At 73.7% G+C, this 24,509-nt stretch carries 21 protein-coding genes; 7 read left to right on the forward strand and 14 right to left on the reverse strand.

Translation table 11 applies throughout. The features are described 5' to 3' along the window. Positions 1-138 precede the first annotated feature (138 nt). Positions 139-1,242 carry a glycosyltransferase family 2 protein gene (locus Q2K16_RS13145; protein WP_302745691.1) on the forward strand — a complete coding sequence of 368 codons (1,104 nt, stop codon included), beginning with the start codon at positions 139-141 and terminating at the stop codon, positions 1,240-1,242. A 28-nt stretch (positions 1,243-1,270) separates the two neighbouring features. On the opposite strand, the gene Q2K16_RS13150 is transcribed toward Q2K16_RS13145, so the two are convergent. The 3 genes from Q2K16_RS13150 to Q2K16_RS13160 are packed head-to-tail and all read right to left on the reverse strand — an operon-like array spanning position 1,271 to position 3,223. Beyond that, complete coding sequence (locus Q2K16_RS13150; protein ID WP_302745693.1) at positions 1,271-1,921, reverse strand: DUF3618 domain-containing protein; 651 nt, start codon at positions 1,919-1,921, stop codon at positions 1,271-1,273. Beyond that, a complete protein-coding gene (locus Q2K16_RS13155) occupies positions 1,918-2,382 on the reverse strand; it encodes a phage holin family protein (protein ID WP_302745695.1) in 465 nt (154 codons plus the stop codon). The genes Q2K16_RS13150 and Q2K16_RS13155 overlap by 4 nt, the downstream gene beginning before the upstream one ends. 31 nt (positions 2,383-2,413) lie before the next feature. Beyond that, entirely contained in the window at positions 2,414-3,223 is an 810-nt protein-coding gene (locus Q2K16_RS13160) for a hypothetical protein (RefSeq protein ID WP_302745697.1), read from the reverse strand. A 198-nt stretch (positions 3,224-3,421) separates the two neighbouring features. On the opposite strand from Q2K16_RS13160, the gene Q2K16_RS13165 reads away from it, so the two are divergent. Together Q2K16_RS13165 and Q2K16_RS13170 are read left to right on the forward strand one after the other, a co-directional pair. Next, positions 3,422-3,904 carry a DUF4383 domain-containing protein gene (locus Q2K16_RS13165; protein ID WP_302745699.1) on the forward strand — a complete coding sequence of 161 codons (483 nt, stop codon included), beginning with the start codon at positions 3,422-3,424 and terminating at the stop codon, positions 3,902-3,904. Positions 3,905-4,005: 101 nt separating this feature from the next. Continuing rightward, complete coding sequence (locus Q2K16_RS13170) at positions 4,006-4,665, forward strand: DUF6766 family protein (protein ID WP_302745701.1); 660 nt, start codon at positions 4,006-4,008, stop codon at positions 4,663-4,665. 18 nt (positions 4,666-4,683) lie between these two features. Here Q2K16_RS13170 and Q2K16_RS13175 read toward each other — a convergent pair whose 3' ends face one another. The 8 genes from Q2K16_RS13175 to Q2K16_RS13210 form a co-directional block, all read right to left on the reverse strand. Next, a complete protein-coding gene (locus Q2K16_RS13175; RefSeq protein WP_302745703.1) occupies positions 4,684-5,133 on the reverse strand; it encodes a GNAT family N-acetyltransferase in 450 nt (149 codons plus the stop codon). A gap of 70 nt (positions 5,134-5,203) precedes the next feature. After that, positions 5,204-6,676 carry a GTPase ObgE gene (obgE, locus tag Q2K16_RS13180; RefSeq protein ID WP_302745705.1) on the reverse strand — a complete coding sequence of 491 codons (1,473 nt, stop codon included), beginning with the start codon at positions 6,674-6,676 and terminating at the stop codon, positions 5,204-5,206. A 167-nt stretch (positions 6,677-6,843) separates the two neighbouring features. Next, positions 6,844-7,095, reverse strand: a complete 252-nt coding sequence (rpmA, locus tag Q2K16_RS13185; protein WP_088647594.1) for a 50S ribosomal protein L27 — start codon at positions 7,093-7,095, stop codon at positions 6,844-6,846. An 11-nt stretch (positions 7,096-7,106) separates the two neighbouring features. Beyond that, on the reverse strand, positions 7,107-7,421 hold the full coding sequence (gene rplU, locus Q2K16_RS13190) for a 50S ribosomal protein L21 (protein WP_067312477.1): 315 nt from the start codon (positions 7,419-7,421) through the stop codon (positions 7,107-7,109). A 181-nt stretch (positions 7,422-7,602) separates the two neighbouring features. Next, complete coding sequence (locus Q2K16_RS13195) at positions 7,603-8,097, reverse strand: hypothetical protein (protein ID WP_302745707.1); 495 nt, start codon at positions 8,095-8,097, stop codon at positions 7,603-7,605. Positions 8,098-8,266: 169 nt separating this feature from the next. Next, positions 8,267-11,368 carry an Rne/Rng family ribonuclease gene (locus Q2K16_RS13200; RefSeq protein WP_302745708.1) on the reverse strand — a complete coding sequence of 1,034 codons (3,102 nt, stop codon included), beginning with the start codon at positions 11,366-11,368 and terminating at the stop codon, positions 8,267-8,269. Between the two features lie 131 nt (positions 11,369-11,499). Next, positions 11,500-12,219 (reverse strand): TIGR03936 family radical SAM-associated protein, encoded by a 720-nt coding sequence (locus Q2K16_RS13205; protein ID WP_302746467.1) that lies wholly within the window; start codon positions 12,217-12,219, stop codon positions 11,500-11,502. Positions 12,220-12,405: 186 nt separating this feature from the next. Beyond that, positions 12,406-14,436 carry a TIGR03960 family B12-binding radical SAM protein gene (locus Q2K16_RS13210; protein WP_302745710.1) on the reverse strand — a complete coding sequence of 677 codons (2,031 nt, stop codon included), beginning with the start codon at positions 14,434-14,436 and terminating at the stop codon, positions 12,406-12,408. A gap of 205 nt (positions 14,437-14,641) precedes the next feature. Here Q2K16_RS13210 and Q2K16_RS13215 point away from each other — a divergent pair, with 205 nt between their 5' ends. Then, complete coding sequence (locus tag Q2K16_RS13215; RefSeq protein WP_302745711.1) at positions 14,642-16,633, forward strand: hypothetical protein; 1,992 nt, start codon at positions 14,642-14,644, stop codon at positions 16,631-16,633. A gap of 129 nt (positions 16,634-16,762) precedes the next feature. Here the strand turns inward: Q2K16_RS13215 and Q2K16_RS13220 are convergent, their stop codons facing one another. Further along, positions 16,763-17,473 (reverse strand): lysophospholipid acyltransferase family protein, encoded by a 711-nt coding sequence (locus tag Q2K16_RS13220; RefSeq protein ID WP_302745712.1) that lies wholly within the window; start codon positions 17,471-17,473, stop codon positions 16,763-16,765. Positions 17,474-17,624: 151 nt separating this feature from the next. Continuing rightward, positions 17,625-20,771: an isoleucine--tRNA ligase gene (gene ileS, locus Q2K16_RS13225; RefSeq protein WP_302745713.1), complete on the reverse strand. Its 3,147-nt coding sequence runs from the start codon at positions 20,769-20,771 to the stop codon at positions 17,625-17,627. A gap of 321 nt (positions 20,772-21,092) precedes the next feature. Here ileS and Q2K16_RS13230 point away from each other — a divergent pair, with 321 nt between their 5' ends. The 3 genes from Q2K16_RS13230 to Q2K16_RS13240 are packed head-to-tail and all read left to right on the forward strand — an operon-like array spanning position 21,093 to position 23,669. Beyond that, positions 21,093-22,103, forward strand: a complete 1,011-nt coding sequence (locus Q2K16_RS13230; protein WP_302745715.1) for an ABC transporter ATP-binding protein — start codon at positions 21,093-21,095, stop codon at positions 22,101-22,103. After that, positions 22,100-22,870, forward strand: coding sequence for an ABC transporter permease (locus Q2K16_RS13235; RefSeq protein ID WP_302745716.1), 771 nt, complete (start codon positions 22,100-22,102; stop codon positions 22,868-22,870). The genes Q2K16_RS13230 and Q2K16_RS13235 overlap by 4 nt, the downstream gene beginning before the upstream one ends. Positions 22,871-22,880: 10 nt before the next feature. Next, positions 22,881-23,669: an ABC transporter permease gene (locus tag Q2K16_RS13240; protein ID WP_302745717.1), complete on the forward strand. Its 789-nt coding sequence runs from the start codon at positions 22,881-22,883 to the stop codon at positions 23,667-23,669. Between the two features lie 47 nt (positions 23,670-23,716). On the opposite strand, the gene Q2K16_RS13245 is transcribed toward Q2K16_RS13240, so the two are convergent. Next, positions 23,717-24,499, reverse strand: coding sequence for an alpha/beta fold hydrolase (locus Q2K16_RS13245; protein ID WP_302745718.1), 783 nt, complete (start codon positions 24,497-24,499; stop codon positions 23,717-23,719). Between the last annotated feature and the right edge of the window lie 10 nt (positions 24,500-24,509).

Raw genomic sequence — 24,509 nt, forward strand, 5'->3', positions numbered from 1 at the left:
GGGGGCGGGGGATGTTCGGGCACCACCGTCACCGGGAGGACCCGTGCCCGACACCGTCGACCACCGCGCCGGCACCGGCCGGCGTACCGCCACCACCGCCGGCCACGGGCCGGCCGCCCGGCGTCGCGGGGAACGCTGGTGAGCGCCCCCGCCGGGTCCGCGCGTCCGGCCCCGGTCGGGTCCCGCCCGGCCGCCGCGCCGGGCGGCCCGCCGCGCCCGCCCCGGCTCCCCGTCGAGTACGTCCTGCCGCTGCGCCGGACCGACGACGACGGCCTGGACGAACTGACCGGCTACCTGCGCACCCTGTGCCGGCTGGTCGACGTGACAGTGGTCGACGGCTCGCCGCCGCCGGTGTTCGCCCGGCACGCCGCCCACTGGCAGGGCCTGCTGCGGCACCTGCCGCCCGACCCGGCGGTGCACGGGCTCAACGGCAAGGTACGCGGGGTGCTGACCGGGGTGGCGGCGGCCCGGCACGAACACGTCGTGATCGCCGACGACGACGTCCGGTACGCCGAGGCGGAACTACGGGTGGTGCACCGGTTGCTGGACACCGTCGACCTGGTCCGCCCGCAGAACTACTTCGACCCGCTGCCCTGGCACGCCTGGTGGGACACCGGTCGGACCCTGCTCAACCGGGCGTTCGGCGTGGACTGGCCGGGCACCCTGGCGGTGCGGCGCAGCACGTTCCGGGCGATGGGCGGCTACGACCCGGACGTGCTCTTCGAGAACCTCGAACTGGTCCGCACGGTGCGCGCGTACGGCGGCACCGAGGCCAGCCCCGCCTGGCTTCACGTACGCCGGCTGCCGCCGACCGCGGCGCACTTCCGGGGCCAGCGGGTCCGCCAGGCGTACGACGACCTGGCCCGACCGGCGCGGTTGCTGGTGGCGCTGGCGGTGCTGCCGGCGGTGGTGGCCGCGTCGGTGGCCCGCCGGCCGGGACTGCTGGTCGGCGCGGCGGCCGGTGCGGTGGCGCTGGCGGAGGTCGGCCGGCGACGGGCCGGCGGAACGGCGGTGTTCCCGCCGGGCACCCCGCTGGCCGCACCGCTCTGGCTGCTCGAACGCGGGCTCTGCGGGTGGCTCGCGGTGGCCCGTCGGGTGGGGCGTGGCGGGGTGCGGTACGCCGGTCGGCGGGTGCGCCGCCCTGCCCACTCGGTGCGGGCGCTACGGCACCGGATGACCCCGGTGGAGCCTGGCGAGTTGACCCGGTGGGTCCGGGCCGACCCGGCCTCCCGGGGCCGCTGACCGGCCGCGGGCCGGTGCCGGTGCTGCTTCAGTGGCGTACCTGTTCGCGGGACTGCTGTGCGGAGTTCCTCACGTCCCGGGCGGCCGACCGGGTGTCGTCCCGGACCGCGTGCACGGCCTCCTGGGCGGTGCCGCGCAGTGACTCGGTGGCCTGCCGGGCCGGCTCGCGCAACTCCTCGGTGAGTTCGCCGGCCACCGCGCCCAGCTTCTCCTTGACGGCCCCGCTGTGCTCGCCGGCCTTCTCCCTGACCTGCGCGGCCAGGTCCTGCTCGCGCCGGCTGGCCGGGATCAGCGAGGAGACCAGCATGCCGACCCCGAAGGCGATCAGGCCGGCGGCGATCGGGTTGCCCTCGGACTTCTGCCGGATCATCTGCGGGGTCCGCTGGGCGGCGTCCCCGACTGACGAGGCCGCCGCGTGGGCGCCCTCGCCGACGGCGGAGGCCGCCGCGGCGGCGCGGTCACCGACGGAGTGCGCGGCGTGGCTGGTGCCGTGGCCCAGGTCGGAAGCGGTACCCATCACCCTGTCCCTCACATTCTGGAGCGCGTTGCGCGCCCGTTGCTTGCGGTCGTCGACGATGCGGCCGGGGCTGACCTTGTACGCCAGCGCGTCCACGTCGGAGCTGAGGCTGTTGCGGGTGGCCTCGATCTCCCGGCGGATCTGGTCGGGGTCGGTGCTCATCGGGTGACTCCCTCCGGGTGCGGCTTCAGCGCGTCGGGGATGCGCTGCACGCTGTCGTTGGTCTGCCTGAGGCCCCGCACGTGCGCGGCGTTCTTCTTGGCCATCGAGTAGAGGACGGCGGCGATGCCGGCCCAGACGACGGCGACGATCAGGCCCGCCCACCCGGCGTCCAGTACGTTGGACAGCCCGGCCCAGAGCGCGATGGAGAGGAAGAGGGCGACCATGTAGCCGCCGAAGCCGGCTCCGCCGTACAACCCGGCGGCCTTGCCCGCCTTGCGGCCCTCCTGGCGGATCTCGGCCTTGGCCAGCTCCACCTCCTGGCGCATCAGGGTGGACAGGTCGGCGGTGACCGACCTCATCAGGTCGCCCAGTGAGCTGCCCCTGACCTCGTCCGCGGAGTGCGGCGCACCCGCGGGGTGGTATCCGGAGTCCAGTCCGGACCCCTGCGTCGGCACGGTCATGCCGTCGCCTCCCTTCGGCTGGTCGCGCGGCTCACGGGCGGGTCACGCCGCTGGCCGGCACGCCGGGTAGCGGGTCGGTCTGGGTCACCGGCGGCAGGGGCTGGCCGATGCCGCCGGCCGGGTCGGCGTAGCCGGTGCCGGTCCCGTTGTCGGGGTACGCGGTGCGGCCGGTCGCGCCGTCGGGCCGGGCCGGGTCCTGGCCCGGGTAGCCCGGGTCGGGCTCGGCGTAGGTGCCGGGGGTCGGGTCGAGGTGGCCGCCGGGCGGGGTCGGCGGGGCCTGGGTCGGGATGACGGCGGTCCGCTCCGGGTCGTAGCCGCCCGTCGCGCCGTGCCGGCCGGCGTCGCTGTCGGCGGTGAGGCCCCTGGCGAGCCGGCCGGCGAGCACACCGAGCACCGCCGCGCCGATCAGGAACGTGCCGGGGTTGCGGCGGGCGTACGTCTTGACCTCGTTGATCAGGTCGCCCGGCTCGCGCTCCTCCAGCCAGCCGGCCACCCCGTGGACGCGGTCGGCGGCCTGGTGGGCGAGTTCGGTGACCGGGCCACCCTGCCCGCCGTTCTGCGCCATCGAGCGCATCTCCTCGGCCAGCGACCGCAGTCCGCCGGCCGCCCTGCGCTGCTGCTCGCCGCCCTGGGCGGTGAGCTGGTCCCGGGCCTCGCCGTAGAGGTTGCGCGCCTGGCGGCGGGCCTCGCCGACCACCTCGTGCCCCTGCTCCCGGGCTGTCTGCGCGACCGCCCCGCCGGCGTGGGCGGCGTCCGTGCCGACGTGGCGGGCCTGCTCCCGGACGCCGGTGCCGTTGCTCTGCTGGCCGTACGACGTGGTGGACGAAAGATCGTGCGTCATGGTGGTCCTTCCGCTCGGATACTCGTCGCGGTGATTGCGGGGGATGTGCCGATCTGGTCGGCCGGTGCCTTTCGACCTACCCCCACCTCCCGGGTCCATGCACAATTCGCGTTTTCCCCGCCGAACGTCGCCGGTCAGCCCAGAATGTGAAAATCGTCCGACTGTGCCGCGCAGTTGGCTCCCGTGGAGGTGACAGCGATGGCCCACGCCGTACGACGGCCAGCCCCGGCCGCCCCGAAGCCCCGGGTCCAGACGGTCGCGACCGTCGTCGCGGCCGTCTTCCTGCTGCTCGGCGTCCTCGGCTTCGTCCCCGGCGTCACCACCGGCTACGACACGTTGACCTTCGCCGGGCACCACTCCGGGGCGAAGCTGCTCGGGGTGTTCCAGGTGTCGGTCCTGCACAACCTGCTGCACCTGATCTTCGGGTTGGTCGGCCTGGTGCTGGCCCGCCGGCTCGGTGGTGCCCGGCTCTACCTCACCGTCGGCGGGGCGCTCTACCTGGCGCTGTGGCTGTACGGCTTCGCCGTCTCCCGGGACGCCCCGGCCAACATCGTCCCGGTCAACGGCGCGGACAGCTGGCTGCACCTGGGGCTCGGCCTCGGCATGCTCGCCGTCGGCCTGCTGCTGTCCAACGACGCCGGCACGGGCGGCCGGCTGGACGTCCCCCTCGACCGGGGCTGACCTCCCGGCACCCGGTCGGGTGGTCGCCGGACCCGGCACGCCGTCGTGGCGTTTGCCGGCCGCAAACCCGGGGCAGGGGATCGACGGACGAGGAGGTCACCATGGCGCGCTGGATACGGAACAACGCCCTGAGCCTGGCCATGCTGGGCGCGTTCGCCGTGTTCCTGGTGTTGCAGAGCATCACCGGCTGGCAGACCCACAACGAGGAACTGACCGAGTACGGCGCTCCCGCGCTGAGCTGGTGGGCCTACCTCGGCAGCGGGCACTTCGCCGAGTCCGTCTTCGAGAACTGGGAGTCGGAGTTCCTCCAGATGGGCGGCTACGTCCTGCTCACCGCGTACCTGGTGCAGAAGGGGTCGGCCGAGTCGAAGACCGACGACACCACCGACCGGGCCGCCGACGACGAACGGGAGGCCGGGCCGGACGCGCCGTGGCCGGTGCGGGCCGGCGGGTTCCCGCTCGCCGTGTACCGGCACAGCCTTCCGCTGGTCCTGCTGCTGATCTTCGCGGGGTCCTTCGTCGGGCACCTGTTCGGCGGGGTGGCCGCCTACAACGAGGAACAGGCCCTCCAGAGCGGCGCGGCCCCGATCACCGCCTGGCAGTTCCTGCACACCAGTGACTTCTGGTTCCAGTCGATGCAGAACTGGCAGAGCGAGTTCCTCGCCGTCGGGGCGCTGATCCTGCTGAGCATCGTGCTGCGGCAGGCGTCGTCGCCGGAGTCGAAGCCGGTGACCGCCGCCCACGCCCAGACCGGTGCCTGACCGGCCCGCCGGCCCGGCTCAGGCCGCCACCGGCAGCCGCTTGGCGAAGCACACGCTGTACGGGTTGTCGACGTACTCGCCGTAGACCGGGATCGGCTCGTAGCCGCAGGAGGTGTAGAGGCCGATCGCGGCCGGCAGGTAGCTGCCCGTCTCCAGGCAGAGCACCGAGTGGCCCCGCTGGAACGCCAACTCCTCCAGCGCGCTGAGCAACTGCCTGGCGATCCCCCGCCCCCGGTACGCCGGCCGGACGTACATCCGCTTCAGCTCGCCGGTCTCGGCGTCGAGGGACTGCACGCCGCCACAGGCGACCACCCGGCCACCGTCGACCACCACCAGGTAGCGGATGCCGTCGTGCACCACGGTGACCTGCCCGTCCAGCCCGCCGTCGGCCTCGCGCAGCTCCCGCTGTTGGGCGGCGACCAGCGCGTCGACCTCCGGGTCGGTGGCGGGACGGGACTCGATCAGCATCATCCCACGGTAGGACGGGTCCGTTTCACGAAGGTTTCCAGGAAACGACCCGGGCCCGACCGGTAACGGGCTACTCCTCGTCCCCGTCGCTGTCCTCGTCGTCGTCCGCCGGCTCCGGTGCCGGGTCCAGCTCGTCCTCCGGACGCTGCCGACGCGCCTTGCGGGCGGCCAGCCGCTCGGCCGCCGAGACCCGCGTCGACTTCTCCTCCAGCCGGACGTCGGTGCCCCGGTTGCCGGGGATGAAGTCGACGCCCGCGTACAGGGTCGGCTGCCAGTCGAACTCCCGCTCACCGATGCGGACCAGGTCACCGGGGTTGGCGCCGGCCTTGGCCAGCTTCTCCTCCACGCCCAGCCGGGCCAGCCGGTCGGCGAGGAAACCGACCGCCTCGTCGTTGTCGAAGTTCGTCTGCCGGACCCAGCGTTCGGGTCGTACGCCCCGCACGGTGAACGAGCCGTCGGCCTGCGCCTCGATGGTGAAACCGGCGTCGTCGACGGCCTTCGGCCGGATCACGATCCGGGTCGGCTCGGCCGGCGGGGCGGCCTGGCGGGCCTGGTCCACCAGCTCCGCCATCGCGTACGTCAGCTCCTTGAGCCCCTCCCGGGTCGCCGCGGAGACGTCGAACACCCGGAACCCGCGCGCCTGCAGGTCGGGGCGGACGATGTCGGCGAGGTCCCGCCCGTCCGGCACGTCGACCTTGTTGAGCGCCACCAGCCGGGGCCGGTCGGCCAGCCCGCCGTACTCGGCCAGTTCCGCCTCGATGGTGTCGATGTCGGCCAGCGGGTCCCGCCCCGGCTCCAGGGTCGCCGTGTCGACCACGTGCACCAGCACGGCGCACCGCTCGACGTGGCGCAGGAACTCCAGGCCCAGCCCCTTGCCGGTGGCCGCCCCGGGGATCAGCCCCGGCACGTCGGCGACGGTGAAGGTGTGGTTGTCCACCCGGACCACGCCCAGGTTGGGCACCAGGGTGGTGAACGGGTAGTCGGCGATCTTCGGTTTGGCGGCGGAGATCACCGAGATCAGCGACGACTTGCCCGCCGACGGGAAGCCCACCAGGCCGACGTCGGCGACGCTCTTGAGTTCCAGCACCACGTCGAGCCGGTCGCCGGGCTCGCCCAGTTCGGCGAAGCCGGGGGCCTTGCGCCGGGCGTTGGCCAGCGAGGCGTTGCCCCGGCCGCCGCGCCCGCCGCGGGCCGCCTCGAAGGTGGTGCCCGCGCCGACCAGGTCGGCCAGCACGGTGCCGTCGAGGGTCTGCACGACCGTGCCGTTGGGCACCTTGATCAGCAGGTCCCGGCCGTTGGCACCGTCCCGGTTCGACCCCGCGCCGCCCTTGCCGTTCTCGGCCTTGAGGTGCGGGCGGAAGTGGAAGTCGAGCAGGGTGGTCACCTGCGGGTCGACCACCAGCGACACGCTGCCGCCGTGTCCGCCGTTGCCCCCGTCCGGGCCGCCGAAGGGCTTGAACTTCTCCCGGTGGATGGAGACACAGCCGTGCCCGCCGTCGCCGGCCTGCATGTGCAGGACGACCCGGTCAACGAACGTCGTCACGACGCCAATCCTTCCAGCGGGGGTCGGCCCCCGCACCTGAGAAAAGCACCAGCCGGGGCCCGCCCGGTTGGGGACGGACACCCGCCGGTCGGGGCATCCCGCATCCCGCACCTGAAACGGCGAAGCGGGCCGGGACCCCCAGGTCCGCGGCCCGCTTCGCCTTCGTGTTACTGCGGCACGATGCTGACGGTCTTGCGACCCCGCTTGGTGCCGAACAGGACCGAGCCGGCGGCCAGCGCGAAGAGCGTGTCGTCGCCACCGCGGCCGACCAGGTCACCGGGGTGGAACTTGGTGCCGCGCTGACGGATGAGGATCTCACCCGCGCTGACCACCTGACCACCGAAGCGCTTCACGCCGAGTCGCTGGGCCGCGGAGTCACGACCGTTACGCGAGCTGGACGCACCCTTTTTGTGAGCCATTGTCCGACGACCTACTTCCCGCTGGAGATGCCGGTCACCTTGACCTGGGTCAGCGGCTGGCGGTGACCCTGGCGCTTGTGGTAGCCGGTCTTGTTCTTGAACTTGTGGATCCGGATCTTCGGGCCCTTGGTGTGCGCGGCGATCTCGCCGGACACCGCGACCTTGGCAAGCTTCGCCGCGTCGGTCACCAGGTCGTCACCGTCGACGAGGAGCACTGCGGTGAGCTTCACCGCGTCACCGGGGGCACCGGTGAGCTTCTCGACCTCGATCACGTCGCCCTCGGCGACCTTGTACTGCTTGCCGCCGGTCTTGACGATCGCGTACATCGGAGGCGGACTCCCTGTCGTTGAGGCTGCTGGCGGTCGTTCCCATGGCAACTCGCCGGGTAGCTGTGACACCGGCAGCGCGGGCACGCGGGAACTCGGCACACCAAAGTGCGCCGCAGGAAAGGGTACGCCATCACCTGCCCGCCACCCAAACCGACCCCCCGGCCGGCCGGGCCCGCGGTCAGCGTGCGCAGAGCTGGTCCAGCCGCTGCTGGAGCCGGTCCAGCTCGGTCTCGTCGATCGAGTCGACGTCGGCGCCGAGCCGACCGACCTCGGCGGCCAGATCGGTGAGCAGGGTCTTCAACTGCGGATCGGTGGCCCGGCCGGACTGCTGCCGCAGCACCGTCCGCCAGGTGGTCAGCGCCGTTTCGGCCCGCTTGCGGGCGGTGTCCGCCGCCGCGCTGTCGTTCGCGCCGACCGCCGCGATCATCTTGCCCAGTTCCTCGACGTAGGTGCGTACCGCCGTGGTCGACGCCGCCTCGGCGTCGGCACACACCTGCGGCCCGTTGCCGCCGGCCGGGGACCCGCTCACCGCGGCCGACGGGACCACCGAGGCGGGGGTGGCGACGCCGGACGGCCGGCCGGAGGCCGTCGGCGCGTCGGCCCGGTCACCGGAACAGCCGACGCCGGCCAGCAGAACGGTGGTCACCACGATGGCGGCGGGCAGGCGGCGCATGGTCTTCTCCTAGCCGGGGGTGACCGATGGTATCGCCGCACCCCCGGCACGGCAGGACCCCTCCCACCGGCGGTACGCCGGGGAAGGGGTCCACTGCCGTCGGAACACGGCTCAGCCGGTCACAGCCGGATACGGCTCAGCCGGTCACGGCCGGATACGGCTCAGCCAATCACGGCCGGGTACGGCGACGGGCACCGCCCCGGCGGGAGCGCCGCCGGCCCGCGCCGGCTTCGCCGTCGTCGTCGGGGTCACCGAGCGCGTCCGGGTCGTCCGCCCCGGCGAGCCGGGCCGACTCGCCGGTCTGAGCGTCGGCCGCGGCCGGGGCGGCCGGGGTCTGCGTCTCGTACCGGGACAGGTCGTAGCCCATGGTGTCGTGGTAGCCGTTGTCGGCCGCCGGAGCGGCGACCTCGGCCTCGGGGGCCTCGGTGGTCTCCACCACGGCCCGCTCCGTCGTCGCCGCCTTGCGGGCACGCCGCCGCGCGGAGGGGGTGGCGGTGGCGGGCGGCTCGGCCACCGGGGCGGTCACCGCCGAGGCGACCGCCTTGACCCGTTCGCCCGCGCCACCACCGGTACGCGGCTTCTCCGGCACCGGCTCGGTGTGGATCACCAGGCCCCGGCCCTTGCAGCACTCGCAGGGCTCGCTGAACGCCTCCAGCAGGCCGGCGCCGATCCGCTTGCGGGTCATCTGCACCAGGCCGAGCGAGGTGATCTCGGTCACCTGGTGCTTGGTCCGGTCCCGGCCCAGGCACTCGGTGAGCCGGCGCAGCACCAGCTCCCGGTTGGACTCCAACACCATGTCGATGAAGTCGATCACCACGATGCCGCCGATGTCGCGCAGCCGCAGCTGGCGGACGATCTCCTCGGCGGCCTCCAGGTTGTTGCGGGTGACCGTCTCCTCCAGGTTGCCCCCGGAACCGGTGTACTTGCCGGTGTTGACGTCGATGACGGTCATCGCCTCGGTGCGGTCGATCACCAGCGAGCCGCCGGAGGGCAGGAAGACCTTGCGGTCCAACCCCTTGATGATCTGCTCGTCGATCCGGTACTCGGCGAACACGTCGGCGGTGCCGACGTACCGGCGCACCCGGTCGACCAGGTCCGGCGAGACGTGCGACAGGTACGACTCGACCATGCCGTACGACTGCTCGCCCTCGATGACCAGCTCGCGGAAGTCCTCGTTGAACAGGTCCCGGACCACCCGGATGACCAGGTCGGGCTCCTCGTAGAGCAGCACCGGGGCGCCACCGGCGGTCGCCTTGGCCTGGATGTCCTCCCACTGGGCCTGCAACCGCTTCACGTCCCGGGCCAGCTCGTCCTCGCTGGCGCCCTCGGCGGCGGTCCGGACGATCACGCCCGCGCCGTCGGGGACCAGCTTCTTGAGCACGTCCCGCAGCCGCTTGCGCTCGGTGTCGGGCAGCTTACGGCTGATCCCGGAGGCGTTGCCGTTGGGCACGTAGACCAGGTGCCGGCCGGAGAGCGCGACGTGGCTGGTCAGCCGGGCGCCCTTGTGCCCGATCGGGTCCTTGGTGACCTGGACCAGCACCGAGTCGCCGGAGCGCAGCGCCTGCTCGATCGAGCGGGAGCGCCCCTCCAGGCCGGTGCTGTCCCAGTTGACCTCACCGGCGTACAGGACGGCGTTGCGGCCCCGCCCGACGTCGACGAACGCCGCCTCCATGCTGGGCAGGACGTTCTGCACCTTGCCCAGGTAGACGTTGCCGGCCATGGTGCCCGACGAGTTGCGGGTGACGTAGTGCTCGACCAGGACGCCGTCCTCCAGGACCGCGATCTGGGTACGGTCGCCACGCTGGCGGACCGCCATCACCCGGTCGACCGCCTCCCGGCGGGCCAGGAACTCCGACTCGCTCAGGATCGGCGGGCGGGTCCGGCGCTGCTCCCGGCCGTCCCGGCGACGCTGGCGCTTGGCCTCCAGTCGGGTCGAACCGGAGACGCCCTGTACCTCGTCGACGGCCTTGCGGGGCTCCCGGATCTTGACCACCGTGGGCACGCCGTCGTCGGCACCGCCCTCGGCGTCCCCGGCACCCCGACGCCGCCGCCGACGACGCCGACGGGTCAGCCCGTCCCCGTCGCCCTCGTCCTCGGCGTCGTCGCCCTCACCCTCGGTCTCGGCCTGGGCCGGTTCCTCGGTCTCGTCCTCGTCGGTCTCGTCCGCGCCGCCCTTGCCCCGGCCCCGGCCCCGGCGACCCCGGCGGCGACGGCGACGTGCGGCGGCCGACTCGTCGTCGTCCTCCTCGTCGCTCTCGTCCTCGCTGGCCTCTCCGACCTCGCCGGTCGGCTCCTCCTCGACGACCTCCACGGCCTCGACCGGCTCGGCCTCCCGGCGGCCACGGCGACGCCGCCGCCCGGTCTCGACCGGTTCCTCGACGGGCTCCTCGGCGACCGGGCCGGGCTCGACCACCCGGAAGGTGGGCAGTTCCTCCGGCTGCGGGGCCATGAACAGGACGGTCGGCGCGGCGATCGCGGCCCGCCGCCGACGGGTACGCGGCTGCGGCTCGGCCGGCTCCACCGGCTCGTCGGCGGCCGGCACGGCGACGCCTGGCGACACGTCCCCGGTCCGGTTGCCGGCGGCCGGCGGCGTCGACGCGGCGGCCGGCCGGTCGGCAGCAGGTTCCTCCGCCACGGGCTCCGCGGCCTCGTCGGCGACGGTCGGCTCGGTCGGGGCGGCCGCCTCCACGGCGGGCTCCTCCTCGGGAGCAACCCCCTGAGCTGCGGGAGTCTCACCCACGGTCGCCTGGCCGGTGGTCACGTCGGCAGCCGGCGGCGACGCCGGGGCCTCGGCGGGCGGCTCGGTCGCCGCCGGGGCGACGGCCTTCTTCCGCCGGGTCCGGGTCACCTTCACCGGCGGAACGAGTTCCGCACTGCCCTCCTCGACCCCGTCGACGACCACCGGCTCCTCGGCCGCCTTGGCCGGGGTGGCCTTGCGACGGCGGCGGGTGGTCTTCGGCGCGGAGTCCAGCTCACCGGCGACCGGGACGATCACCTCGGCCTGCTGTGACTCGTCGGTGGCCGACGGGGCGGTGCCGGACGCCTCGGCGGGCGCTCCCCCGGTCAGCTCCGGCTGGCTCAGCGGCGCGGCCCGCCGCCTGGTGGTCCGCCGCCGGGTCGGTGCCGCCGTGCCGTCCGGGGACGCCGCCTCCTGCGGTGGCGTGCCGTCGGTGGCGGCGGTTCCCGCGCCGGTGCCGATGGTGCTGTCGGCGGTGTCGCCGGCCGGCTGGGAACCGGTCCGTTCGCCGCCCTCGGGCTCGTTCTCGAGCATGGACGTTCTCCAGTTCTGGCGGCCCCGGGCGCGGGTGAGCGCTGCCACGCAGGATCGCCGCAAAAGTGTTTCCGCCGGGCGCGCGACGTGCGCGACCGCCGAAGTCTGCCTGCCAGAACGCCGACCGACGGTCAGCGTTCTCCGATGGCTGCCCCGTCGCGGTCCGCGTCCAACGGATCCACGATCGCACCCTGCGCGGTCAACACGCCCTGCGCCAGCCGGATCACCCTCGGGGAGACCGGCGGCTCCAGGGCGGCCACCACGCGGAGGCCGGAAAGGACGTCATCGGGTCGCACGGACGGGGTGACCTGCCGTACGACCAGTTCGAGTATCGCACATGACGGCTCCGCTGCCCCGGAAGGCGTCTGCACCGGGGGCAGTACATCGATACGGGTCACCGCGCCCCGGGCGTCGAACGTCCGCCGGCCCTGCTTGGTCATCCGCTCGACCTGCACCTCGTCGGCGGCCACGAAGGCGGAAACCGCCCGTTGCGCCACCGCGTGCTCGACCCCGGGCAGTTCGATGCGCCAGTACGACGCCTCGATCCGCTCCGCCAGGCTCCCCCCGGTCGCGACCACCACGTCCAGCACGTCGAGGCCGGGTGAGAGCGCCGCGTCGAGGGCCACCCGCAGTTGCTCCGGGTCCACCGCCGCCTGGAGGCCGACCTCCAGGTACTCCGCCTCGCTGGCCACGCCGGTGGGGGCGGCGCTGGCGTAGGAGATCTTCGGGTGCGGGGTGAAGCCCTGGGAGAAGGCCACCGGCACGGCGGCCCGGCGCAGGGCGCGCTCGAAGGCGCGGGCGAAGTCCCGGTGGGAGGTGAACCGCAACGGCCCGCGCTTGGCGTACCTGATGCGGACACGCTGGACGACAGGCGCCTGCCCGCCCTCCGGCTGTGGTTTCCTGCTGATCGTCGTACTCCTCGGTCTGGTCACCGGTCGCCGCCCCCCGTGGCGCGGGCTGCCGGTGACGATAGCCGCACACCCGCCGCAACGGGACGGGCGGCCCGCCGCAGCACGCCGGCCCCGTCCCGTCGGCGGTCACTGCTGGGCGCCGGTGGGCACCTTCAACGTGGTCACCGGGGTGAGCGGCAGGAGCTTGCGGCCGGTGGGCCCGATCTGGATCTCGGTGTCCATCGACGGGCAGACGCCGCAGTCGAAGCACGGGGTCCACCGGCAGTCGTCCTGCTCGTACTCGCCCAGGGAGTCCTGCCAGTCCTGCCAGAGCCAGTCCTTGTCCAGGCCCGAGTCGAGGTGGTCCCAGGGGAGCACCTCCAGCTCGTCGCGCTCGCGGGTGGTGTACCAGTCCAGGTCGACACCGAAGCCCGGCAACACCGCCGCGGCGGCGTCCACCCAGCGCTGGTACGAGAAGTGCTCGCTCCAGCCGTCGAACCGGCCACCGTTGCGCCACACCTCGTGGATCACCGCGCCGACCCGGCGGTCACCCCGGCTGAGCAGGCCCTCGATCAGCGACGGCTCACCGTCGTGGTAGCGGAAGCCGATCGCCCGGCCCAGCGAGCGGTCGCTGTTGATGGCCTGCTTGAGCAGCTTGAGCCGGCCGTCGATGACCTCGGGCCGCTCCATCGACGCCCACTGGAACGGGGTGTGCGGCTTCGGCACGAACCCGCCGATCGAGACGGTGCAGCGGATGTCCTTGGAGCCGGTCGCCGCCCGCCCGGCCCGGATCACCTCGTGCGCCATGTCGGCGATCTCCAGGACGTCGGCGTCGGTCTCGGTGGGCAGGCCGCACATGAAGTACAGCTTCACCTGCCGCCAGCCGTTGGTGTACGCGGTGACCACCGTGCGGATCAGGTCGTCCTTCGACACCATCTTGTTGATGACCTTGCGGATCCGCTCCGACCCGCCCTCCGGGGCGAAGGTCAGCCCGGTGCGCCGGCCGTTGCGGGACAGCTCCTGCGCCAGGTCGATGTTGAACGCGTCCACCCGGGTCGACGGCAGCGACAGCGACACGTTCGTGCCGGCGTACTGCTCGGCGAGGCCGGAACACATGTCGCCGATCTCGGAGTGGTCGGCCGACGACAGCGACAGCAGCCCCACCTCGTGGAAGCCGGAGAACTCCAGCCCCTGCTGCACCATCTGCCCCACGGTGGTGATCGACCGCTCCCGCACCGGGCGGGTGATCATGCCGGCCTGGCAGAACCGGCAGCCCCGGGTGCAGCCCCGGAAGATCTCCACCGCGTACCGCTCGTGCACCGTCTCGGCCAGCGGCACCAGCGGCTTCTTCGGGTACGGCCAGGCGTCCAGGTCCATCGTCGTGCGCTTGTGCACCCGGAACGGCACGTCCGGACGGTTCGGCACCACCCGCTGGATGCGGCCGTCGGGCAGGTAGTCCACGTCGTAGAAGCGCGGCACGTAGACGCTCTCGGTGCGGGCCAGCCGCAGCAGCAGCTCGTCCCGGCCGCCCGGGGAGCCCTCCGCCTTCCACTCCCGGACGATGGCGGTGATCTCCAGGACCGCCTCCTCACCGTCGCCGAGCACCGCGGCGTCGACGAAGTCGGCGATCGGCTCCGGGTTGAACGCGGCGTGCCCGCCGGCCACGATCACCGGGTCGGCGTCGGTCCGGTCGGCCGCCAGCATCGGGATGCCGGCCAGGTCGATCGCGGTGAGCAGGTTGGTGTAGCCCAGCTCGGTGGAGAACGAGACCCCGAACACGTCGAACCGGCGCACCGAGCGGTGCGCGTCGACGGTGAACTGCGGCACGCCGTGCTCGCGCATCAACCGCTCCAGGTCCGGCCAGACGGCGTACGTCCGCTCGGCCAGCACGTCGGGCAGCTCGTTGAGCACCTCGTAGAGGATCTGCACACCCTGGTTGGGCAGCCCCACCTCGTACGCGTCGGGGTACATCAGCGCCCACCGTACGGTCGCCGCGTCCCAGTCCTTGACCACCGCGCCCAGCTCGCCACCGACGTACTGGATGGGCTTGGTCACCTGGGGCAGCAGCGCCTCCAGCCGGGGCCACACCGACAGCGTGGGGTCGTGGTGCGGCGACGCGACCGCCGCGTCGTCGGTCGGGGCCGCGGCGGGGCGCGGGGTCGTGGACGGAGCACTCATGGAGCCCAAGGGTACGCGTCCACCGGCGGACGGCTTGCCGCACCGCCGACCTGCCCGTTCCCGTCACCCGCCCGCCCACCCGTCCCACCGCCGCCTGTCGGGCGGGCGGCGGGGACCGGTTTGGCTGTGCGAGGCTTCCCCGCCGGCGGGGGCCGCGGGGCGGCCGATTGGTCGAGGTGGCAGCCCGGTACTAACCTCGCAACCGGTGCGAGAGGAGATTGCCGCGATGCCGGAGCCGCAGCCGGGAGCAGACCGGCCGGCCGACGGGGACGTCCCCGTCCCGGGTCGGCAGCAGGGTCCGGTGGTCGCCACCGGTCCGGCCGACCTCCCCGTACCGCCGCCCCACGGGCCCACCGGCCCGGCGACGCCGGCCGGGGAGCCCGCCCCGGTTCCGGCGGCCGACCCCGCCCCTCCGGCCGGTGACGCCACCGCCAGCGCAGACCCGGTCGACGTCCCCGCCGCGCCGGAAACCCCGGCCGAACGGGACGACGACGCGACCGCACCGGGCCACCCCACCGCGCAGGCCGACCCGAACCCACAGGACGAGCAGGTCGAGCCGGCCGAGCAGCCGCAGTCCGTTGATCCGGCCGACCGGGCCGGGCACCCCGACCCGCCGGCGCCCACCGGCCCCACCGCACAGGCCGGTCCGCCGGAACCGGTCGACCCACCGGAGCCGACCGGCCCCGGGGAGCAGCTCAGTCCAGCGGGCCAGGTCAGCCCGGCCGCGCCCACGCCGCCGGTCGCGTCCGCCGATCCGGTGGAGCCGGCGGGTCCGGCGCGGGGGGTCGCGCCCGGCCCGGTCACCCCGGCCCGGGGGTCGGCCGCCGTTCCGGGCCGGATCACCCCGCCCGGCGCACCGCACCGGCCCGACCCCACCCGGGTCGAGCAGCCCGACGCCGTCCGGAGGGGGCAGGGGCCCGACCCGACGCGGATCGAGCGGCATCCCGACGACACCCCGGTGGCGCAGCGGCCGGACGCCACCCGGGTGGAGCAGTACCCGGGCGGGCAGCGTCCCGATCCGACGCTGGAGGAGCCGGCGGTACCCCGGTGGAGCGGTTCCGCCGCCGTGCCCGCACCACCGCCGCGTCGACCCGGGTGGGGCGAGTCGGTCGAGTTCGTCCCGCTTCCACCGCCTCCGCCACCCCCGCCGGAGCTGCCCGAACACCGCACCCCGGTCGACCCGTGGGCGGGTGCCGACACCGGTGGCTGGGACGTGCACCATCCGGAGCTGGCGCCGCTGCCGTACGCGCCGCCGCCACCGACCCGCCCCTACCCGGCGGCCGGCGACCCGCCGCCACCCGCCGCGGCGGCGGTCCCACCCCAGCAGCACACCCCCACCCCGCCGCAGCAGCACACCCCGACCCCGCCACGCCAGCACAGCCCGGCGACGCCGTACCCGTCGGCGGCACCGGCCGGCCCGGCCACGCCCTCGCCGACCCGGCCGTACCCGGTCACGCCGGTGCCCGCCGCGCGACCGACGCCCCTGCCGCCGGCCCGCCCGGTGTCACCGCCCCCGGCCCGCCCGGCGTCACCGCCGCCTCCGCCGCCCGCGCCGGCCCGCCCGCCGAAGCAGCGGCGGGTCCGCCCGCAGCCGCCCGTCCCGCCGCCGCAGCCACCGCCCAACCGGCCGCCGAAGGGGTACGTCCGCCGCAAGCGCCGCCGCTGGCCCTGGGTGCTGCTGCTCAGCCTGGCCTGCTGCTGCGGCTGCCCCGCTTGGTTCGGCAAGCCGGCCTGGGAGCAGTACCCGGCCGACGCCGCCCTGCCCGTTGAGGTGGCCGACCTGACCCTGCGGTCGGACTCCGGCAGCGAGGTCGAGAAACTCAAGACCGAGGTACGCAAGGCGAACCTGCTCGCCGAGGACGTCTACGCCGGGATCTACAGCACCTCCGACGGCAAACGGGTGACCGTCTTCGGTGACACCGGCTTCCGGCTGCGGCCGGAGTCCGACGCGGACGACGCGATGGCGCGGTTGACGGACACCTTCGGCCTGGGTACGCCCCAACCGGTCGACAGCGGCGTCCGGGGCCGGTACGAGCGCTGCGCCACCGGGTCGTCCGACGGCACCGACGTGGTGGTGTGCACCTCGGTGGACCACGGCAGCAGCGCCACCGGCGTGTTCACCCGGCTCTCGGTGGACGACAGCGCCCGGCTGCTCGCCACGATGCGCGCCCAGATCGTCACCCCGAAGCAGGGCTGAGCCCGACCGCCGCACGGTCCACCCCGCGGAGGACCGACCACCGCACGGCCGGGCCCCCCGTCACTCGGCCCGAGCCGTCGCGCGGGTCAGGCGGTGCCCGGTCACGCCGGTCGGACGCGGGCGCGGCGGTCAGGCCGGGGCGCTGCCGGTGGCGGGCTTACCGCCCGAGGTCGGTTCGGCGCGGCGGGGGGCGTACCGGGGGACGTACTCCTGGCCGGTGAGCTTCTGGATCTCGGCCATCAGCTCGTCGGTCATCTCCCGCAGCGAGGTGCGGTCGTCGGAGCGGCCGGAGAAGTCCAGCGGCTTGCCGAACCGGATGATGATCTTCGCCTTGCCCGGGCGGGGAATCCGGGTGCCGATCGGCTGGACCTTGTCGGTGCCGGTCACCCCGACCGGGATCACCGGCACCCCGGTCGCCACCGCGAGCCGGGCGGTGCCGGTCCGTCCCCGGTAGAGCCGGCCGTCGGGCGACCGGGTCCCCTCGGGATAGACGGCGACCAGGTCACCGCCGCGCAGCGCGGGGATGGCCGCGTCGAACGCGGACAGCGCGGCCCGGCCACCGGCCCGCTCGACCGGGATGGCCCCCAGGCCGGTGAGGACGAACCTGGACAGCGCACCCTTCGGACCGGTGCCGGTGAAGTACTCCGACTTGGCCCAGAAGGCGAGGTGCCGGGGGACGACGGTGCCGAGCAGCAGCTCGTCGGCGACGGAGAGGTGGTTGCCCGCGAAGATCGCACCGCCGCTCGCCGGAACGTGCTCCAGCCCCTCCACGACCGGGCGGAACGCCAGCCGCATCGCGGGTCCCACGGTGAGCTTGCCGATGGTGTAGAGCAGCGGCACGGGTCCTCCGGCGATCGTACGGTGAAACAGGCGGTGTCACGGTAGCGGACGGACGCCCGTACGACCCAACGGGTGCACGCGCGTCCGCCTGCCGGATGGCGCGGGCGTCCGCGGGGCCCCGGCCCACCGGGTCGGGGCCCCGCGGACGACCTCACACCGGGCGGACGGTCACCGTCACCCGCTCGCCGTCGCCGACCTCACCGGTGAAGCCGTCGACGCCGTCGGCGAAGTCCACCGTGTCGGCGAGCACCTCCCGGGCCACGAACCCGGTGTACGCCGACACCGCCGCCCGGACCTGCTCGGAGGCCGCCACCGACACCACGATCCGGTCGGAGATGTCCAGGTCGGCGTCCCGGCGGGCCTGCTGCACCACCCGGACCACGTCCCGGGCCAGCCCCTCGGCGGCCAGTTCCGGGGTGACCTCGGTGTCGAGCACCACCACACCCTCGCCACCGGGCAGCGGCGCGGAGTGCTCGGCGTCGGCGGCGACCAGGCGCAGCTCGTACTCGCCCTCGGCGAGGGTGACCCCAGCGGCGACGGGGGCGCCGTCGCGCAGCTCCCACTCCCCCGCCTTGACCGCCCTGATCACCTGCTGCACCTGCTTGCCGACCCGGGGACCGAGCGCCCGGGGCACCACCGTCAACACCTGCTGGCAGTAGCTGGCGACCTCCGTCGAGAACGCCACCTCCTTGACGTTGACCTCGTCGGCGACCAGGTCGGCGAACGGCCGGAGTTGGTCGGCGACCGGCGAGGCCACGGTCAGCTTCGGCAGCGGCAGCCGGACCCGCAGCCCCTTGGCCTTGCGCAGCGACAGCGCCGCCGAGCAGACGTCCCGGGTGGCGTCCATCGCCGCGACCAGGTCGTGGTCGGCGGGCAGGTCCTGCGCCGACGGCCAGCCGGTCAGGTGCACCGACCGCTCGCCGGTCAGCCCGCGCCAGATCTCCTCGGCGGTCAGCGGGGCCAGCGGCGCCACCACCCGGCAGAGCGTCTCCAGCACCGTCCACAGGGTGTCGAACGCGTCGGCGTCACCCGACCAGAACCGGTCCCGGGAGCGGCGCACGTACCAGTTGGTCAGCGCGTCCAGGTAGGAGCGGACGGTGCCGCACGCCCCGGAGATGTCGTACGCGTCCATCTGCGCGCCGACGGTCTCCACCAGTTCCCGGGTCTTGGCCAGCACGTACCGGTCGAGCAGGTGCGTGCTGTCCACCCGCCGCCGGGCGGTGTGCCCGTCGGCGTTGGCGTAGAGCGAGAAGAAGTACCAGACGTTCCACAGCGGCAGCAGCACCTGCCGGACGGCGTCGCGGATCGCCGGTTCGGTGACCGGCATGTCGCCGCCGCGCAGCACCGGCGAGGACATCAGCATCCAGCGCATCGCGTCCGAGCCGTACGCGTCGAAGACGTGGTAGACGTCCGGGTAGTTGCGCAGGCTCTTGGACATCTTGCGCCCGTCGGAGCCGAGCAGGATGCCGTGGCTGAGGCAGTTGCGGAACGCCGGCCTGTCGAACAGCGCGGTGGCCAACACGTGCATGGTGTAGAACCAGCCCCGGGTCTGCCCGATGTACTCGACGATGAAGTCACCCGGGTAGTGGTGCTCGAACCAGTCCGCGTTCTCGAACGGGTAGTGCACCTGGGCGAACGGCATCGACCCGGACTCGAACCAGCAGTCCAGCACCTCCGGCACCCGACGCATCCTCGAGCGGCCCGTCGGGTCGTCCGGGTTGGGGCGGGTCAGGTCGTCCACCGCCGGCCGGTGCAGGTCGGTCAGGCGTACGCCGAAGTCCCGCTCGATCTCCGCCAGCGAACCGTAGACGTCGACCCGGGGGTAGGTCGGGTCGTCGGACTTCCACACCGGGATCGGCGAGCCCCAGAACCGGTTGCGGCTGATCGACCAGTCCCGGGCGTTGGCCAGCCACTTGCCGAACGAGCCGTCCTTGATGTGGCCGGGCGTCCAGTTGATCTGCTGGTTCAGCTCGACCATCCGGTCCTTGAACCGGGTCACCGCGACGAACCACGACGACACCGCCTTGTAGACCAGTGGGGTGTCGCAGCGCCAGCAGTGCGGGTACGAGTGGGTGTAGGTGTCCTGCCGCAGCACCACCCCCCGCTCCTTCAGCTCCCGGATCACCTGCTTGTTGACGTCGAAGACCTGCTCACCGGAGTACGGCGGGACCAGTGCGGTGAACCGGGTGTGGTCGTCGACGGTGACGATGGTGGGGATGCCGGCGGCGTTGCAGACGTTCTGGTCGTCCTCGCCGAACGCCGGCGCGAGGTGAACGATCCCGGTGCCGTCCTCGGTGGTGACGAACTCCGCGCCGAGCACCTGGTAGGCGTTCTCGCCGGCCTGCTCGACGAGGAAGTCGTAGAGCGGGGTGTACCGCCGGCCGACCAGGTCCCGCCCGTACACGGTGCCGACCTGCTGGTAGCCCTCCAGCTCCTTGGCGTACGCGCCGAGCCGGGCCGCGCCGACGACGAACCGTTCCCCGTCGCGGTCGAGGACCGCGTACTCGATGTCGGGGCCGACGGCGAGCGCCAGGTTCGACGGCAGGGTCCACGGCGTGGTGGTCCACACGCCGAGCTCGACCGGACCGCGCAGCAGTTCCGGGGCGGACTCGTCGCCGGTCAGCCCGAACCACACGGTCAGCGTGGGGTCGTGCCGGTCGCGGTAGACGTCGTCCATCCGGGTCTCGGTGTTCGACAGCGGCGTCTCGCACCGCCAGCAGTACGCCAGCACCCGGAAGCCCTCGTAGACCAGGCCCTTGTCGTGCAGGGTCTTGAAGGCCCACATGACGCTTTCCATGTAGTCCAGGTCGAGGGTCTTGTAGTCGTTGGCGAAGTCGACCCACCGGGCCTGCCGGGTGACGTACCGCTCCCAGTCCTGGGTGAACTCCAGCACCGAGGACCGGCACACCTCGTTGAACCGGGCCACTCCGAGGTCGAGGATCTCCGCCTTGCTGGTGATGCCGAGCTGCTTCTCGGCCACCACCTCGGCGGGCAGGCCGTGGCAGTCCCAGCCGAAGCGCCGCTCGACGTGCCGTCCGCGCATGGTCTGGTAGCGCGGCACCACGTCCTTGACGTACCCGGTGAACAGGTGGCCGTAGTGCGGCAGACCGTTGGCGAACGGCGGGCCGTCGTAGAAGACGTACTCGTTCTTGCCGTCGTCGCCGGCCGGCCGGGCCGTCACCGACGCCTCGAAGGTCTGGTCGGTGCGCCAGTGCTCCAGGACGCGGCGCTCGACGTCGGGCAGGTCCGGACTCGCCGGGACGCCGGCGGCGGTCGGGTCGTGCAGCGGATAGCCCATCGGGGGTCGGTCTCCTCTGGCAGCTCACTGGTCTCGTGGTCTGCGAGGACGAGCCCGCGCCGGTACGCCGTGGTCGACGCCCCGGGCCGGGCCCGCGGTACCACCCCGCTTGACGGTCAAGGGTCGACCGCCCGCTCGTTGGCCGGCTGTGACGGGCCGCCCCGTCCGGTTCTAGTCGGGCCCGCCGGGCCCTTTCTTCCGGAGGCTCACCGGTGATGGCCGGGTCGTCGCCTGTACCGGCAAGGATACTCGACCGCCGCGGGTCGCCGCCGCCGAGTAACGGGGGTGCGGACGGCCGGGCCGACCCATAGATTCGCCGCCATGGGTGAGCACGCGATCGAGGCGGTGGGGCTGCACCGCAGCTACCGCAGCCGGACCGGATGGCTACGACCGCAACGCCGGGAGGTGCACGCCGTCGCCGGGGTCGACCTCGCGGTCGGCCACGGTGAGCTGTTCGGCCTGCTCGGCCCGAACGGCGCCGGCAAGACCACCACCATCAAGCTGCTCAACACCCTGCTCGTCCCGACCGGGGGCGAGGGGAGGATCTGCGGCTTCGACGTGGTCCGGCAGACCCGTGAGGTGCGCCGGCGCATCGGGTACGTCTTCGGCGGCGACCGGGGCCTCTACGACCGGCTCTCCGCCCGGGACAACCTGCGCTACTTCGCCGAGTTGTACGGCGTCCCGGGCCGGGAGCAGAAGCGCCGGATCGCCGAACTGTTCGAGCTGGTCCGGTTGACCGGCCGGGAGGACGACCGGGTCGAGGGCTACTCCCGGGGGATGCGCCAGCGGCTGCACATCGCCCGGGGGCTGCTGCACCGGCCCCGGGTGCTGTTCCTCGACGAGCCGTCGATCGGGGTCGACCCGGTGGCCGCCCGGGAACTGCGGCAGACCGTCGCCGACCTGGCCGCCACCGGCACCACCGTGCTGCTGACGACGCACTACATGGCCGAGGCCGACGAGTTGTGCGGCCGGATCGCGGTGATCGCGGGCGGCCGGATCCAGGCCCTGGGCACCCCCGCCGAGCTGCGTCACCACGCCGACGGCCGGCGGGTGCTGGAGGTGGAGGCGTACGGGGTGACCGACGGGCAGGTGGCCGCCATCCGGGCCCGGCCGGGCGTACGTGAGGTGAGCCTGGCGGTGCACGGGGCGGCGCAGGTGCTCGGGGTGCAGTCCGACGCGGGGGTGGACGTGCAGTCCGACGTGCTGCGGGAGCTGAGCGGGGTACGGCTGGGCCGGGTGACCGCCCGGCAGCCCACCCTGGAGGACGCGTACGTGGCGATCGTCAACCGGGCGGCGGAGCTGACGCCTGTGCTCGGGCGGGTGCCGGCGTGAGCACCCTGCGGATGATCGCGGTCGGCGCGCTGCTGCACGTCAAGCAGCTCAGCCGTTCCCCGTTCGAGATCGCCATCGCGTTGTTCGTGCCGGTGGTGCAGGCGACCCTGGCGGTCTACCTGTTCCGGGCCGGCGGTGAGCCGGAGCGGCTGCTGGAGGCGGCGGTGGGCGCGGGCCTGATGGGGGTCTGGTCGACGGTGCTGTTCGGCTCCGGCGGGGCGATCCAGGGGCAGCGCTGGCAGGGCACCCTGGAAATGATCATGTTGGCGCCCCGCCCGCCCGCGCTGGTGCTGCTGCCGATCACCCTGGCCACCGGCGTCACCGGCACGTACGCCATGCTCGCCACGCTGGCCTGGGGCCGGCTGCTGTACGGCATCCCGCTCGACTTCGCCCACCCGGTGGCCTTCCCGGTGGCGGTGGCCGGCTGCATCGCCGGGCTGGGCATGTTCGGGCTGCTGCTGGCGTCCAGCTTCGTGCTGCTGCGGCACGCCAACGCGCTGGCGAACATGCTGGAGTACCCGATCTGGCTGGTCTCCGGGATGCTCGTGCCGGTCACCGCGCTGCCCGGCTGGACCGGGCCGGTCGCCGCGGTGCTGCCGACCACCTGGGGTGCCCGCGCGGTGCACGAGGCCGCCTCCGGCGGGCCGGTCTGGCCGGCGCTGGCCGTCTGCCTGGCGATCAGCCTGGCCTGCCTGGCCGCCGGCTGGGCCCTGATGACGTACGTCGAGCGCCGGGCCCGGGTCGCCGCGACCCTGGCCCTGGCCTGAGGAGGCACCGGTGGGCGCGCTGCTGCGGCTGGTCGGGGTGGGCGGCGTCATCGCCTACCGGGCCCTGTTCAACTGGACCACCCCGTCGATCTTCGTGGGCACCCTGCTGGTGGGTCCGCTGTTCCAGCTGTTCTTCTTCGCCTACCTGGGGCGGGAGTTCGGGGTCGCCGACGACCGCTTCTACGTCGTCGGCAACGCGGTGCTCACCGCCTCGCTGGCCTGCGTCTACGGCGGCACCATGGCGGTGGCCAACGAGCGGCGCTTCGGCACCCTCGGGCACGTGCTGCTCTCCCCGCGCAGCCGCACCGCCATCTTCCTCGGCCGGGTGCTGCCGTACGCCGGCAACGGCCTGCTGATCGCGGCGAGCACGCTCACCGTGGCCGCGCTCCTGCTCGGCCTGCGGGTCCCTGCCACCGCCCTGCCCGGCCTGCTGCTGGCCCTGTCCACGGCCTCGCTGGCCTGCGGTTTCTTCGGGCTGACCCTGGGGGCGCTGGGGTTGCGCTTCCGGGACGTCTTCCTGATCTCGAACGTGGCGGTGGCGCTGCTGCTGTTGTTCACCGGGGTGAACGTGCCTGCCGACAGCCTGCCGGCGGGCATCCGCGCGGTCGGCGCGGTGCTACCGATCACCCACGCCGCCGATGCGGCCCGGCGGCTGGCCGGCGGAACCCCACTGGGCGACGTCCTGCCGACGATCGGCCTCGAACTGGCCGTCGGGGTCGGTTACGCCGTGCTGGCGGCCGGACTGTTGACGGTCTTCGAGGCGGAGTCCCGTCGCCGCGCCTCGCTGGACACCCTGTGAGCTGGACACCCGGTGAGCTGGACACCCGGTGCGGCGGTGCGGCGGCGCTAGTCGGTGACCTCCAGATAGCGGTCGAGCATCGCGTCGACCTGCGCCGGCACCTGGAGCTGCACGAAGTGCCCGGCACCCACGGTCTGCCCGATGAACGCCTGCGGGGCGAGTTCGGCCAACCGGGCGTAGTCGGCGAACGGGGCGTTGCTGCCCACGAAGAGCAGCGGGCGGTCCCAGCGGCGTAGTGCGGCCACGTCCCCCTCGGCGGCGATCCACTCGGCCAGCCCGGCGATCGGCGCGTACGCCACCTCGGTCGACGGTCGGGCGGTGGCCGCCACCACCCGCTCCACCAGGCGCGGGTCGGAGTACGGCGGGAAGTACGACCGGACGATGGACTCCCGGACCGCGCCCGAGGTGTCGTCCCGCAGCGACGCCGCCACCTGGGCGATCGCGGCGGCGGAACCGGGTGGCCCGGCCACCGCCGAGTCGAGCAGCCCCAGCCCGGTGAACCGGTCCCGGTCCCCGGCGGCGGCCTCGAGCGACCAGACCCCGCCCAGGCTGTGCCCGAGCACGAAGACCCGGCGCAGGTCGAGCGCACCAGCGAAGGCCCGCAGGTGGCCGGCCATCGCGGTGACCCCGTAGCCGTCGGCCGGGGGTGGGCTGGCCCCGTGCCCCGGCATGTCGACGGCGATCACCCGGGCCTGGCGGGTGGCCAGGTGCCGGGCCAGGGGTGCCATGAAGTCGTGGTCGCAGCACCAGCCGTGCACCAGCAGGAAGGTGCTCCGCCTGCCGTGCCCGTACGTCCAGTACCGCATCCCGGCGGCCGTCTGTCCGTCCATCGTCGAACCC

Origin of the sequence: Micromonospora cynarisoli, from assembly GCF_030518815.1 — a bacterium.
GTDB lineage: Bacteria > Actinomycetota > Actinomycetes > Mycobacteriales > Micromonosporaceae > Micromonospora > Micromonospora wenchangensis.